Origin of the sequence: Nocardia noduli (assembly GCF_019038455.1) — a bacterium.
Classification (GTDB): Bacteria; Actinomycetota; Actinomycetes; order Mycobacteriales; family Mycobacteriaceae; genus Nocardia; species Nocardia noduli.
In genome coordinates this window covers 1-13,334 of sequence record NZ_JAFMPL010000153.1, presented here as the reverse complement: position 1 = coordinate 13,334, position 13,334 = coordinate 1, and the positions used below count along the sequence as shown (strand labels likewise).

At 67.3% G+C, this 13,334-nt stretch carries 12 protein-coding genes and 1 pseudogene; 5 read left to right on the top strand and 8 right to left on the bottom strand.

Going from position 1 to position 13,334, the window contains the following annotated elements:
- Positions 1–64: 64 nt before the first annotated feature.
- Positions 65–679 carry a GyrI-like domain-containing protein gene (locus tag JZ792_RS38725; protein WP_216917868.1) on the bottom strand — a complete coding sequence of 205 codons (615 nt, stop codon included), beginning with the start codon at positions 677–679 and terminating at the stop codon, positions 65–67.
- 135 nt (positions 680–814) lie between these two features.
- Here JZ792_RS38725 and JZ792_RS38720 point away from each other — a divergent pair, with 135 nt between their 5' ends.
- Positions 815–2,854 carry a thioredoxin domain-containing protein gene (locus JZ792_RS38720; protein ID WP_216917867.1) on the top strand — a complete coding sequence of 680 codons (2,040 nt, stop codon included), beginning with the start codon at positions 815–817 and terminating at the stop codon, positions 2,852–2,854.
- A 151-nt stretch (positions 2,855–3,005) separates the two neighbouring features.
- On the opposite strand, the gene JZ792_RS38715 is transcribed toward JZ792_RS38720, so the two are convergent.
- A complete protein-coding gene (locus JZ792_RS38715) occupies positions 3,006–4,607 on the bottom strand; it encodes an adenylate/guanylate cyclase domain-containing protein (protein ID WP_216917866.1) in 1,602 nt (533 codons plus the stop codon).
- Positions 4,608–4,868: 261 nt separating this feature from the next.
- Entirely contained in the window at positions 4,869–5,492 is a 624-nt protein-coding gene (gene trhA, locus JZ792_RS38710) for a PAQR family membrane homeostasis protein TrhA (RefSeq protein ID WP_216917869.1), read from the bottom strand.
- Positions 5,493–5,662: 170 nt separating this feature from the next.
- Between trhA and JZ792_RS38705 the strand changes: the two genes are divergently transcribed.
- Positions 5,663–6,481 (top strand): isoprenyl transferase, encoded by an 819-nt coding sequence (locus JZ792_RS38705; protein WP_254190933.1) that lies wholly within the window; start codon positions 5,663–5,665, stop codon positions 6,479–6,481.
- A 57-nt stretch (positions 6,482–6,538) separates the two neighbouring features.
- On the opposite strand, the gene coaA is transcribed toward JZ792_RS38705, so the two are convergent.
- The gene (coaA, locus tag JZ792_RS38700; RefSeq protein ID WP_109527892.1) at positions 6,539–7,471 is read right to left on the bottom strand and encodes a type I pantothenate kinase; all 933 of its coding nucleotides are present in this window, start codon (positions 7,469–7,471) and stop codon (positions 6,539–6,541) included.
- A gap of 180 nt (positions 7,472–7,651) precedes the next feature.
- Here coaA and JZ792_RS38695 point away from each other — a divergent pair, with 180 nt between their 5' ends.
- On the top strand, positions 7,652–8,848 hold the full coding sequence (locus JZ792_RS38695) for a DUF885 domain-containing protein (protein WP_216917865.1): 1,197 nt from the start codon (positions 7,652–7,654) through the stop codon (positions 8,846–8,848).
- A 274-nt stretch (positions 8,849–9,122) separates the two neighbouring features.
- Here JZ792_RS38695 and JZ792_RS38690 read toward each other — a convergent pair whose 3' ends face one another.
- Positions 9,123–9,563 carry a nitroreductase family deazaflavin-dependent oxidoreductase gene (locus tag JZ792_RS38690; RefSeq protein WP_109527894.1) on the bottom strand — a complete coding sequence of 147 codons (441 nt, stop codon included), beginning with the start codon at positions 9,561–9,563 and terminating at the stop codon, positions 9,123–9,125.
- A 19-nt stretch (positions 9,564–9,582) separates the two neighbouring features.
- Positions 9,583–10,032, bottom strand: a complete 450-nt coding sequence (locus tag JZ792_RS38685) for a PaaI family thioesterase (RefSeq protein WP_216917864.1) — start codon at positions 10,030–10,032, stop codon at positions 9,583–9,585.
- 120 nt (positions 10,033–10,152) lie between these two features.
- On the opposite strand from JZ792_RS38685, the gene JZ792_RS38680 reads away from it, so the two are divergent.
- A complete protein-coding gene (locus JZ792_RS38680) occupies positions 10,153–10,734 on the top strand; it encodes a TetR/AcrR family transcriptional regulator (protein ID WP_216917863.1) in 582 nt (193 codons plus the stop codon).
- Positions 10,731–12,026, top strand: a complete 1,296-nt coding sequence (glyA, locus tag JZ792_RS38675; RefSeq protein ID WP_216917862.1) for a serine hydroxymethyltransferase — start codon at positions 10,731–10,733, stop codon at positions 12,024–12,026. Before JZ792_RS38680 ends, glyA begins: the two co-directional genes overlap by 4 nt.
- Positions 12,027–12,124: 98 nt before the next feature.
- Here glyA and JZ792_RS38670 read toward each other — a convergent pair whose 3' ends face one another.
- The gene (locus tag JZ792_RS38670; protein WP_216917861.1) at positions 12,125–12,859 is read right to left on the bottom strand and encodes an ESX secretion-associated protein EspG; all 735 of its coding nucleotides are present in this window, start codon (positions 12,857–12,859) and stop codon (positions 12,125–12,127) included.
- A pseudogene (locus tag JZ792_RS38665) lies at positions 12,859–13,334 on the bottom strand (hypothetical protein); the annotation flags it as partial. The pseudogene JZ792_RS38665 and the gene JZ792_RS38670, both read right to left, overlap by 1 nt.

Genomic DNA, 13,334 nt, shown 5'->3' with positions numbered 1-13,334 from the left:
ATCCACGGGTGGGGACAGGCGGGCGGGTGGCGGCTCGCAGGCCTCCGACGGTCGACATCCGGTCTCAGCGGACATTCTTGGAAGAAATATCCGGGATTCCGTCGACTTCCGGGAGGATCGGCTGCCAGGACCGGGCCCGCACCGGGTGACGGAGGATCGTCCTGGTCCGGGTGGCGGATCTACGCGGGTCCGAGAGGTAGATCTCGTGGTGGCGGCCGTTCATGGTCAGGCTGTTCTCGGCCATGAACGCCTCCATGCGTGCGAGGGTCTCCGGCTCGGTCGCGTACGGCCCGATATGCATGACCGGGATCGCGTCGCCTTCGTGGAATCGTTCGTATTCCGCGCCGGTGATCATCTCGCCGGTGACGAAATCGGGGAGTCGGATCATCATTCGCCACCGCCATTGCTCGCGCGGCACCGACAGCGGCGGGTCGTCGGAATCCACCCACCACTGGCCCTCCAGTTTCGGCACCACGAAATCCCGATCCGCGGCCTTGGCGAGTTTCTTCGCGCCGTACACCGAGCGGTAGAGGGTGCCGACGGCGTCGGTGTACGCCGATCCCAGTGGCGCGCCCTCGCCGGTCACCGTCGCATAGCCGTAGGTGTCGAAGGCGCGCAGCACCGGATCGGTGGGCGCGGTGTAGTAGAGCTTGTCGCTTTTCGCCAGGTCGAGCTTCATCGCGGAACCTTCCTGTCTCGGGGGTGCCGTCGAGCCTGCACCCTCCAGCGGCCGGAGAGTCGAGCGCGCCGTTTCGTGGGAGCGCCGTGTCGCCCGGTCGCCGCGCTCCGGCCACGATTGTGAGACGGTGGAAATATGAACCGGCTCGGTAACGCCACCTCCCCGTACCTGCGTCAGCACGCCGACAATCCGGTGCACTGGCGGGAATGGGATGCCGACGCGCTCGCGGAGGCTGCCGAGCGCGACGTGCCGATTCTGCTGTCGGTCGGGTACGCCTCGTGCCACTGGTGCCATGTCATGGCGCACGAGTCGTTCGAGGACGAGGCGACGGCCGCGCTGATGAACGACAATTTCGTCTGTATCAAGGTCGATCGCGAGGAACGTCCCGACCTGGATTCGGTCTATATGAACGCGACCGTCGCCATGACGGGGCAGGGCGGCTGGCCGATGACGTGTTTCCTCACCGCCGACGGCGCGCCTTTCTACTGCGGTACCTACTATCCGAAGGTGCCGCGCGGCGGGATGCCGTCGTTCGCCCAGTTGCTCACCGCGATCACCGATACCTGGCACAACCGCCGCGATGACGTCCGGCAAGCATCCGAGCAGGTCAGCGAGGCGTTGCGGGCCCAGGCGGGCGGTCTGCCCGACGCCGAGTTCGCGGTCACCGACGAACTGCTCGATCACGCGGTTCGCGCCGTGCTTGCCGACGAGGATCCCGAGCACGCGGGTTTCGGCGGCGCGCCCAAATTCCCGCCGTCGGCACTGCTGGAGGGTCTGCTGCGCAGTGCGGAGCGCACCGGTGACGCGGAGGTGTTCGCGGTGGTGGACCGCACCGCCGAAGCGATGGCGCGCGGCGGGATCTACGACCAGTTGCGCGGCGGTTTCGCCCGTTACTCGGTCGACGCGGCCTGGGTGGTGCCGCATTTCGAGAAGATGCTCTACGACAACGCCCAATTGCTGCGCGTCTACGGACATCTCGCGCGTCGCGGCGGTTCGTCGCTGCCGCTGCGGATCACCCGGGAGACCGTGGGATTCCTGCTCGATGATCTCGGCACCGCCGAGGGCGGTTTCGCGTCCGCGCTCGATGCCGACACCCACCTCGAACCGGGCGGTCCCGGTGTCGAGGGCGCCACCTACGTGTGGACGCCCGCCGAGCTGGTCGGCGAACTCGGTCCTCTCGACGGCGCTTGGGCCGCAGAGGTTTTCGGGGTGAGCACGGCGGGCAATTTCGAACAGGGGACGTCGGTGCTCACCCGCTACGTCGACCCGGATGATCTCGACCGCCTCGAACAGGTCGGTGCGGTGTTGCGCAAATCTCGCGACGGCAGGCCGCAGCCCGCACGCGACGACAAGGTCGTCACCGCCTGGAACGGTATCGCGATCACCGCCCTCATCGAGGCCGGTGCCGCGCTGGGGCAACAGGATTGGGTCGACGCCGCGCTGCGGTGCGCGCGGTTCCTCGTCGCCGAGCACGTGGTGGACGGTCGGGTGCGCCGTGCCTCGCTCGGCGGCGCGGTCGGCGCGGCGCCAGGCGTACTCGAGGATTACGCCTGGCTGTCGGTGGCCCTGCTGGCATCGCACCAGGCGACCGGCGAGATCGACTGGCTGCATCGGGCGCAACGGCTGCTCGATACGGTGATCGAGCATTTCGCCGACCCGGACGTCCCCGGCAGCTGGTACGACACCGCGGACGACGCCGAAACTCTCGTGGCCCGCCCGCGCGACCCCATCGACGGCGCGACCCCGGCAGGCGCTTCCGTGCTCGCCGAGGCCTTGCTGACCGCCGCCGCGACGAGTGGTCCGGCCGAGTCGGTGCGCTACCGCGAACTCGCCGACGAAACCCTGCGGCGCGGTGCGATCGTCCTCGCCCGCGCTCCCCGTTCGGCCGGGCAGTGGCTGACGGTCGCCGAAGCGGCGCTGCGCGGACCGCTACAGGTCGCGATCGCCGTACCGGAATCGGCCGAAAAAGGTTCCACCGCTGCTGATCTCGCGACTGCGGCGCGTCTCGACGCCCCCGGCGGGACGGTCGTCATCGCCGCACCGGCCGACGCGGTTCCGCTGCTTGCCGACCGTCCCGCTGTCGGTGGCACCGCCGCCGCCTATGTCTGCCGCGGGACGGTCTGCGATCTCCCGGTCACCACGGCCGAGGAATTGCGCGCCTCGCTCACCCGCTGAACGGGAGGCTGCGGTTTCCGAAACCTCGGTCCGGCAGCCGGTGACTTCACGCCTTCGTCGTCCGCCTGGCAGTCGGGGGTCGGCGCACCACGGGTGTACGTGACGGGTACCTGGACCTGTGCTCGGCGTTCAGCTCTGTCGATCGCGGCGATCAGCGGTCCGCGTGACTCGGATCCGGGATGGAGCGGTGGGCCTCCGCCGCGGGGCTCAGCGCCTCGGATTCGGGGACGGTGGTGATTTCCGGATCCGCTGTTCGCGGCGTGGAATCCAGGCCGGAAGGCTCGAAATCGGTCCAGCACGCGGTCGGTTCGGGGCGGCCGCGTAGCTGAATGTGGTCGTACAGCGTCCATTTGGCCCGTTCGTGCGCGGAGGTGGCCTCGATGATCGCGTTGCTCACCAGGATTCGCCTCGGTGTCGCCTTGGCTTCGGTGGTGAGCCTGGCCGCCTCGTTGACGGCGTCACCGATCACGGTGAATTCCAGGCGGGTGTCGGTGCCGACGTCACCGGCGAAAACCTGTCCGCGCGCGACACCGATGCCGATATCGAGTTCACCGCTGGCGATCACCTCGTCCCTGATCCTGCGGGCGGCGCGCAAGGCCGGGGTCGCGTTGTCGCGCAGCGCGAGCGGCGCGCCGAAGACGCACAGCGCGGCGTCGCCCTCGAATTTGTTGACCAGACCGTCGTTCTCCTCGGTCGCGGCGACCACGATGGCGAGCAGCCGATTGAGTTTGGCGACGAATTCCTGCGGCGACAATCCGGTGGACAGCGCCACCGAACCCGTGACGTCGACGAAGAGCGCCGACACCACCCTGACGTCGCCGGTGAGGTCCATCCCGCGCGTCAGTGCGCGTTCGGCGACCTCGTCGCCCACGTGCCTGCCGAAGACGTCGCGCATCCGTTCACGTTCGAGCAGATTCGCCGACAGTTCGTTGACCGAATGTTCGAGCCGCCCGATCTCGCTGGTGCTGCCGACCGAGACCCGCACATTCGATTCGCCGTGGGTGATCCGGTCGAGCGCCAGTCGCAGCGCCCGCAACGGCGCGGCGACGGAGATGGCGAGGAATGTGGTGGCGAGCGCTCCGACGACGATGCCCACCGCGGCGAGGTAGATGGCGGTGCGGATGCGATTCGGTGCGCCCGACACCGGATCGGCGAGGACGACGATCAGCATGAGCAGCGGCATCGCGCCCGAGACCGCCCAGGTGACGACCACCCGGATCAGCACCGACGAACTCCAGTGCATCGTCGCGCCGAGTACTCCCGCCACGACCGGGATGGTCGGCCGGATCAGCCGGTCGACGATGAGGAAGGTCACCGCCGCCGATTGCAGACCACCGAGCAGGAACAGCACGGCGGTGACACCCATGTTGTTGTTCTCGGTGAGATGCGTGAACATCGATGCCGCGATGATCACCCCGGGAATCCACAGGGCGAGCGCTCGCGCGGTGATGGCGATGGGCAGGCGCAACAGTTGGCGCGCTTCGTCGGGTGTGGGTTTGCGTCCGGCGTCCAGCCAGGCGAAGTAGACGGTGCGATCGCGCACGGCGAGTCCGATGCCGACGAGGAATCCGATGGCTGGGTAGATGCCGACCAGGGCCATCGTGCGCGGCCAGTCCGCGCCGAGTCTGCCGAGGAAACCGCTGAGCCACAACTCGGTGACGATGACGGCCAGACCGCTGAGATTGGCCGCGATCACCACGACGGCCAGCCCCCAGCGGGCTTTGAGCGCCCAGAACGCGAATTTGGCGATCACGACGCGCGCACATCCCGTCGCGGTGTCCTCCGGTCCGGTCCGGCGGCGTGAGTGAATGCAGCGCGCGGCGGCGCGAACCGGTGGCACCGCACCCGCGTGGCGGGACGAGGTGATCTCCCGATACTCCTTCGGTTGTCCAGCGTCACGATTCCGACTGTATTGCGGACCCGGCGCTCCCACGGCGGCACTCGCGTTTTCGACGCGCGTTTCGGTGCGGGCAGCACTCGGTCGCGAAGTATTCCGGTCACGGTGCGGTCCGGTTCAGCGCAGGACGACCAACCAGATCGCGATGTAATGGCACAGTGCCGCCAGCACCGTCGCCGCGTGGAAGAACTCGTGATGCCCGAAGACCTCGGGCCAGGGATTCGGCCATTTGGTGGCGTAGAGGATCGCGCCCGCGCTGTAGACGAGTCCGCCGACGAGCAGCAGGATCAGCGGGGCGAGCCCGACCTGGTCGTGCAGGCGACCGGCCACCGGCACCACCGCCCAGCCCAGCAGCAGATACAGCGGTACCCCGACCCACGGCGGTGCGGTCGGCCAGAGCAGTTTCAGCGCGACACCGGCGAGCGCTCCCGCCCACACCACGGCCAGCAGGGTCCGTCCGGTGCTTCCTGGCAGTCCGAGCAGGGCGAACGGCGTGTAACTGCCCGCGATGAACAGGAAGATCATCGAGTGGTCGGCGCGTTTCATCCGGATGCGGGTGCCCGGGGATTTCCAGGTCACCCGGTGGTAGATCGCGCTGATTCCGAACAGTCCGCAGACGGTAAGGCCGTAGATCAGCGTCGACCAGCCCGCGGTCGCCGAAATGGTGGCGGCCTTCGCGACGAGGGCGATCACGGCGACGGCGGCGATACCGACCGCCCACGTGTGGATCCAGCCCCGCATCCGCGGTTTGACCAGCGCGTCGACCAGCCGTTCACTCGGGTGCGCGCCGACCGGCGCCGCGTCGACGGCACCGACTGATTCGGACAAAGCTACCTCCTGGGTGACCCGTGAGTAACCTACGGTACCGTAAGTTAGGCGCGCTCGGCTACTGCGCCGAGGAAACGCGGTCGATGCTCGGCTCGTGGTCGTGGGGCGTACTGTTGGACGCCGTGGAGCTTCCGAGTCAGGTGCGTGGTCTGCCTTACCGCATCTACGAGGCGCGGCTGTCCAAGCAGCTGGCCGGCAAACAGCACCCCCGGCACGTCGCGGTGATGTGTGATGGCAATCGCCGCTGGGCTCGGGAGAACGGTTTCACCGATGTGAGCCACGGCCACCGGGTCGGCGCGCTGAAAATCGCCGAACTCGTCGGCTGGTGTGCCGACGAGGGCATCGAGATGGTCACCGTCTACCTGCTCTCGACCGAGAATCTGCAACGCGACCCCGAGGAACTGGAAACCCTCTTCGAGGTCATCACCGACGTGGTCGAGGAACTGTCGGCCCCGGAACAGAACTGGAGCGTGCGCATCGTCGGCACGCTCGACGGATTTCCCGAACTCATCGCCAAACGTCTGCGCACCGCGGCCGAACGTACCGACGGACGCGACGGTGTGCACGTGAACGTCGCCGTCGGCTACGGCGGTCGCCAGGAGATCACCGACGCGGTCCGCAAACTGATGCGCCTGGAGATGGCGGCCGGGGAGACCGGCGAGGATCTGGTGCAGTCGATCACCGTCAACGCCATCGGCCAGCATCTCTACACCTCGGGCCAACCGGACCCCGACCTCGTCATCCGCACCTCCGGCGAGCAGCGGCTGTCCGGTTTCCTGTTGTGGCAGAGCGCCTATTCCGAGATCTGGTTCACCGAGGCCTACTGGCCCGAGTTCCGCCGCGTCGACTTCCTGCGTGCCCTACGCGATTACGCCGCGCGCCACCGCCGATTCGGGGTGTGACACCGGCTTTCGGCGCGGGTATGCGGCCGGATACGGATCAGCTTGTGCGCGTGGAGATCACAGTTTGCGCAGCCGCAGGCGGTTGATGGAGTGATCGGCGTCCTTGCGCAGGACGAGAGTGGCGCGCGGGCGGGTGGGCAGGATGTTGTCCACGAGGTTCGGGCGGTTGGTGGAATGCCAGATCTCCTGTGCCGCCGCGGTCGCCTGCGCGTCGTCGAAGCCGGCGTAGTGGTGGAAGTGCGCGTTCGGGGCGGCGAAGGCGGTCGCGCGCAGTGCGAGAAACCTTTGCACATACCACTTCTCGATATCCTCGATGCGCGCGTCGACGTAGATCGAGAAGTCGAACAGATCCGAAACCATCAGGCGCGGACCGGTTTGCAGCACATTGAGGCCTTCTACGATCAGGATGTCGGGCTGGCGAACGCAGTGCAACTTGCCCGGCACGATGTCGTAGGAGATATGTGAATACACCGGTGCGCACACTTCGGCGGCGCCGGATTTCACCTCGGTGACGAAACGCAGGAGTTTACGGCGGTCGTAGCTATCCGGGAAACCTTTGCGGTGCATTATCCCGCGTCGGGTCAGTTCCGCGGTGGAATAAAGGAATCCGTCGGTTGTGATCAAATCCACACGGGGGTGATGATCCCATCGCGCCAGCAATGCCTGGAGAACACGGGCCGTGGTGGATTTCCCGACCGCGACACTGCCCGCGACGCCGATCACGAACGGCACCTGCTTGTCCGGATGCTTTTCCCCGAGGAAGGTCGCGGTCGCCGCGAACAGCCGCTGACGTGCCGCCACCTGCAGGTGGATGAGTCGAGCGAGGGGAAGGTAGACCTCGGCGACTTCTTCGAGATCTATCTGTTCGCCGAGACCGCGCAGGCCGATCAGTTCTTCCTCGGTGAGCACCAGCGGAGTCGATTTGCGCAGCGTTCGCCACTGCTTCCGATCGAATTCCACATAGGGGCTCGGCTCGCTCATTCGTGCCACTTACCCGACGCTCCATTTCCGCAAACACCCACACAACGGGTATGGACGCTGTGAGATTCGGTCTAGCTCTCGCCGCATGGCCGAATTGTCCTCCGCATCAACAATGTGTGGCACACGGGGTCTTGCTACCCGCCGGTAACCGAGTCGATACCCGGCGTTCTCCCCACTAATGTGGCGACCATGGATGCGCATCCGCTGGTGATCGAGTACCTGCGTCTCGGCTTGGCCTTCGATCGCTTGGAAGAGGGTTTCGTCGACGCCTATACCGGTGATCCGGTCCTGCGCAGGGAGGTGGAGAACGCGCCGCCGCCGCAGCCGAGCGAACTGGCGCGCCGGGCCGCCGACCTGCGTGCGGCACTGCCCGAGGCGGGACTCGCGCCCGAGCGCACCGAATTCCTCGATGTCCATCTGCGGGCGCTGGAATGCTCGGGGCGCAAGTTCGCCGACGAGTCGATCGGATTCGTCGACGAGGTGCGCGCCTATTTCGATGTCGAGATCGCCCCCGGGGACGTCGACGACTACCGCGACGCGCACCGGCGGATGGATGAGGTGCTGGCGGGCGAGGGTCCGTTAGCCGAGCGGGTCGCCGCGCACCGCCGGGCCGACGAGATTCCGCCGGAACGGTTGCAGGCGTGCGTCGACGCGTTCTCCGGCGCGCTGCGCGAACTGGTGCGTGAGCGCTACCCGCTGCCCGACCACGAGCACGTCACCTACGAGGTGGTCGGTGACAAGCCGTGGTCGGGATTCAACTACTACCTCGGCAATTACCATTCCAAGGTCGCGATCAACTCCGACCTCAAACAGCACATGGCGAATCTGCCGCATCTGATCGCGCACGAGGCCTACCCGGGCCATCACACCGAGCACTGCCGCAAAGAGGCCGGACTGGTGGCGGCGGGTCAAGCCGAGCAGACGCTGTTCCTGGTGAACACCCCGCAATGCCTGATGGCAGAAGGGCTCGCCGATCTCGCGCTGCGCTCGATAGTCGGTCCGGGCTGGGGTCGGTGGGCGCAGGAGATCTACGCCGATCTGGGGCTGCGATTCGACGGTGAGCGCGCCGAACGGCTGGCGACCGCGTCGGCGGATCTACTCGGTGTGCGCCAGGACGCCGCGCTGCTGCTGCACGATCAGCACCGCGACGAGACCGAGGTGGCCGAATTCCTGCAACGCTGGAACATGTTGACCCCGGACCGTGCGCGCCAGTCGCTGCGCTTCCTGTCCTCGCCGCTGTGGCGCGCCTACATCAGCACCTACGTGGAGGGCTATCGGCTGCTCGGCGGCTGGCTGGACCGGGCGGGGGACGCGGACGAGCGCGCCGATCGCTTCCGGCGTCTGCTCGACGAACCGCTCACCCCGGGCGCGGTCCGGGCCATGTAGACGAATCGGCCCCGTCGCGATGCGGCGGGGCCGGTAGGTGAAGTCTTCTCAGGTTGTGGCCGGGATTACCAGTTGGCGCACGCGGCTCCGCCGCCGGACAACGAACAAGTGGACTGGAGCAACGCCTTCAGCAGTGCTTCGATCGGCGAGGCAGCGATGAAATTGAGCAGCATGTTGTCTTCCTCGGATGTGTCAGGTGGACAGTGCCGTCCATCTGACTGGAGATAATGTCACATGCACCCGACTATCAGATGTCACAGTATGAAATCGGTTGTCAGGACGGCGTGAAGGTGATGCGCACCGAAATCGGATCCGTTTCCAGCGCCTTGGTCGCCCACGCCGTCGCGGGTTTGCTGAACCTGCCGCCCGCGAAGGTGCGAGCCCGGGCGACGACATCGTCGTCGGGGACGAACGCCGCGGTGCCGGTGCGCCAGATATCGCCGTGGCGCAGTCTGACCCGTGGATCGGCGGCGATATTGCGGGCCCAGCCCGCGCGCGGCCCGTGCTGGCAGATCACCCACGCGCCCTCGTCGTCGATCGAGACGGTGACCGGGACGCGGCGGGGCGCGCCGGTTTTCGCGCCGGTGGTCTCCAGTTCCGCGAGCAGCGCCGAGCGCACGCCGATCCGGTCGAGCAGTCGGACGGCGGGGTTGGCGAGGTAGCGGCCGATGAATCGTTCGCGCTTGAATTTGCGCAGAGTCGTGGTGTCGCTCATGGGTTTTCCGATCGTCGGATCAGCGGAAGACGACGCAGGTCGTGGTGCCGTGTGCGACCAGGCGACCCTGCTCGTCGACGACGCGCCCCTCGGCGGTCGCGGTGGTTCGGCCCACGTGGATGGTGGTTCCGGTGGCGGTGAGGCGGCGGCCGTCGGTGGGGGCGGAGCGGATGTAGTTCACCTTCAGTTCCAGTGTCGTGTAGCCGACGCCCGCGTCGAGGGTGGTGTGCACCGCGCAGCCCATCACCGAATCCAGCAGGGTCGCGCAGATGCCGCCGTGGGTCGTGCCGAGGGGATTGGCGAAATCGGGGCGGGTCTGTAGCGCGAACACGGCGCGACCGTGTTCGAGTGCGTCGACTTCCATGCCGAGCAGGTCGCCGATGTAGGGCGGACGGTCTTCCATCGTCATGGCGGTTCGCAGCATGTCGAGGCCGGACAGTGCGGAGTAGTCGATTCCGGTGGTCGTCATCAATCCCGTCCTTTCGATGAACCGATCGGTCCATATCTGCCATAATTGCAACATGGACCGATCGGTTCACGCAACCTGTCGGCGTGGCGGGACCGAGATGGACACGACTGTGGAGGCGATATGGCGGCTGGGCCACGGGACCGGCTGATCGAGGGCGCGATCGAACTCGTGCGGGAACAGGGTGTGCACGGCGCGGGCCTGTCCGCGCTGCTCGACCGCAGCAGGGCCTCGCGCAATTCGCTGTACCAGCATTTCCCCTCGGGAAAGGGCGAACTGGTCGAGGCGGCGACGAAGGTGGCGGGAGAGCGCATGGCCGTCGTTATCGACAAGGTCACTGCGACGGGAACGCCGCACCAGTGGCTCGCGGCGCTCGTCGAGTGGTGGAAACGGGCGCTGGAATCCAGCGGCTACACCGCGGGCTGCCCGGTCGTCGGCGCGGCGCTCGCCGAATCCGAACCGGATGTCCAGGCCGCGGCGGGCGCGGCATTCGCGGACTGGACCGCGCGACTGGCTGTCGCGCTGACCGGGGCGGGCGTGCCGGGGGAGCGCGCCGATTCGCTCGCCGGATTCGTGATCAGCGCCCTGGAAGGGGCGATCGTGCAATCCCGAGCCATGAAATCCACCCGACCGCTCGATGACGTGCTGGTCAATATCGGGCCCATGCTCGAAGCGCCACGCGCGGCCCATACACTGAGGCCGTGACGCAGACGACCGCCTCTGTCAATACCCAGTCTCTCGGTGAGCTCGATCCGGAGCTCGCTGCCGCGATGGCGGGTGAACTCGCGCGCGAGCGCGACACCCTGGAAATGATCGCGTCGGAGAATTTCGTGCCGCGTGCGGTGCTCCAGGCCCAGGGCAGCGTCCTGACCAACAAGTACGCCGAGGGTTACCCCGGTCGGCGCTACTACGGCGGCTGCGAGCACGTCGACGTGGTGGAGACCCTGGCCCGTGATCGTGCCAAGGAATTGTTCGGCGCCGATTTCGCCAACGTGCAGCCGCATTCGGGTGCCCAGGCCAACGCCGCGGTGCTGATGGCGTTGATGAACCCGGGTGAGAAGCTGCTCGGTCTGGATCTGGCGCACGGTGGTCACCTGACCCACGGCATGCGGTTGAACTTCTCCGGCAAGCTGTACGAGGTCCACTCCTACGGGGTGAGCAAGGAAGACCACCGCGTCGACATGGACGAGGTGCGCAAGATCGCCCTCGAGGCACGTCCGAAGGTGATCGTGGCGGGGTGGTCGGCGTATCCGCGGCACCAGGATTTCGCGGCGTTCCGTGAGATCGCCGACGAGGTCGGCGCGTACCTGTGGGTCGACATGGCGCATTTCGCCGGGCTGGTCGCCGCGGGTCTGCATCCCTCCCCGGTCCCGTACGCCGATGTGGTGTCCTCGACGGTGCACAAGACCCTGGGTGGACCGCGTTCGGGTCTGATCCTGGCCAAGCAGGAATTCGCCAAGAAGCTCAACAGTTCGGTGTTCCCGGGTCAGCAGGGCGGCCCGCTCATGCACGCGATCGCGGCCAAGGCCGTGGCGTTCAAGATCGCCGCGGGCGAGGAGTTCCGGGACCGGCAGGCACGCACGCTGTCCGGGGCCAAGATCCTGGCCGAGCGTCTGACCGGCGCGGATGTGGCGGGTAAGGGCATCAGCGTGCTCACCGGCGGCACCGACGTGCATCTGGTGTTGGTGGATCTGCGTAATTCCCAGCTCGATGGTCAGCAGGGCGAGGATCTGCTGCACGAGGTCGGGATCACGGTCAACCGCAACGCTGTTCCGTTCGACCCGCGCCCGCCGATGGTGACCTCCGGGCTTCGTATCGGCACCGCCGCACTGGCCACCCGTGGTTTCGGTGACGCCGAATTCACCGAGGTCGCCGACATCATCGGTACCGCGTTGGCCGGTGGCTCCGATACCGAGACCCTGCGCGGGCGGGTATCGAAACTGGCGCAGTCGGTTCCGCTGTACCAGGGCCTCGAGGACTGGCACCTGCTCGGCTGAGCTTCCGCTTTCCGCCCTCCGCTTTCCGCCCTCCGCCCTCCGCTTTCCGCTCGATGATCGCCCGCACGGAAACCCGTGCGGGCGTTGTCGTTTCCGCGCTACGACGTCCTCGCTCGTGCCCGGACGATCGTCTCGTTCAGGTAGCGGGTGATGTCGGTACCGGTAGCGGGCCGGATCATCAACGCGCGGTTGGCGGGTATCTCGCAATAGCGACCGTCCTCGGTGTCGATCCATCGGATTCGGCCGATGCGCTGCGCGTCACCGTTGCGCGGGCCGCGCAGCACCGTTGCCGTACCCCGCGTGGTCGAGGGCTGACGCCAGAAACGGCGATAGCGTTCCTGCACCGCGCGCACCGGATCGTTGTCGAACGGGTCGGGGCGATCGGTGGCGAGATCATCGAGCAGGTAGGTCTTCTCCAGCGCGGTGCCCGGTGGCGGATCGGGCAGCACCCTGATCAATTCGGCGGCGAGCTGGTCGGCGCGACATCGCCGCAGGCGTACCTTGCCACCGTCGGCCGCCGGATTCTGGAAGGCGATCACGCCCGCCCCGGTCCGGGTCGCGCCCGCGACGCCGCGTATCTCGACACCGTCGCGCCGATCGTCGACGCCGAACAGTTCCACGCGCCACTCCGGATGACTCAGGACCCGTAACGCCCGATGCAGGGGGACGTGATCGTCGCCGGCCAGTTCGGAGCGGAATTGCTCCTGGTATTCCTGGTATTCGCGCATTCCGGGGAAGCGGCTGGTGAATCGGAACGGGAACGGCAACCGATCCAGCCCGGTGCCGAACCAGGCCGCCGCGAACTGTTCGGCGGACAACGTCCACTGCGACATCACTGGGCTCCGATCGCGGGCGGGACGGTCCGTTCCACCTCGCCCAGGAGTTCGGTCGCGTGTTCCTCGCTGCGCAGATATCGCGGTGACCGATGCTCACCGTCCTCCTCCGGCTTGACGCGCGGAGTCATCATGCCCGCGTATCCCGCGCCACCGGGAACGACCGGCCGAGCCGGGACGGCCGCCGGGGCAGCGGGCTGCGCCGACTGCGCCGCCGGTTGGGCAGGCACCGAAACACCGGGTCGCGGTTGCGCGCCCGAATTCGGTGCCGCGTTCGGATTGTGCGAGGCGGAGGTATCCGATCGACCGGACGCACCAGGTGCGGTTTCACTCGGTGCGTTCGCTGTGAACTGCGGTGTTCCGGGGTTGAACGGCGTGTAGGTCGGCACACCGGCGGTGGAGCCGACGCCGGGCACGCTGCTGGAGAACGGGGTGTGTGAGACCGGTTGCGGGGAGAGGGGTTGCGGGGAGAGGG

Bases quoted from the DNA above. Each gene is read 5' to 3' on its own strand.
- JZ792_RS38720 (WP_216917867.1), top strand. From the start codon at position 815: ATGAACCGGCTCGGTAACGCCACCTCCCCGTACCTGCGTCAGCACGCC.
- JZ792_RS38680 (WP_216917863.1), top strand. From the start codon at position 10,153: ATGGCGGCTGGGCCACGGGACCGGCTGATCGAGGGCGCGATCGAACTC.
- JZ792_RS38705 (WP_254190933.1), top strand. From the start codon at position 5,663: ATGCTCGGCTCGTGGTCGTGGGGCGTACTGTTGGACGCCGTGGAGCTT.
- trhA (WP_216917869.1), bottom strand. From the start codon at position 5,492: ATGCGGGGCTGGATCCACACGTGGGCGGTCGGTATCGCCGCCGTCGCC.
- JZ792_RS38695 (WP_216917865.1), top strand. From the start codon at position 7,652: ATGGATGCGCATCCGCTGGTGATCGAGTACCTGCGTCTCGGCTTGGCC.
- JZ792_RS38685 (WP_216917864.1), bottom strand. From the start codon at position 10,032: ATGACGACCACCGGAATCGACTACTCCGCACTGTCCGGCCTCGACATG.
- JZ792_RS38725 (WP_216917868.1), bottom strand. From the start codon at position 679: ATGAAGCTCGACCTGGCGAAAAGCGACAAGCTCTACTACACCGCGCCC.
- JZ792_RS38690 (WP_109527894.1), bottom strand. From the start codon at position 9,563: ATGAGCGACACCACGACTCTGCGCAAATTCAAGCGCGAACGATTCATC.
- JZ792_RS38670 (WP_216917861.1), bottom strand. From the start codon at position 12,859: ATGTCGCAGTGGACGTTGTCCGCCGAACAGTTCGCGGCGGCCTGGTTC.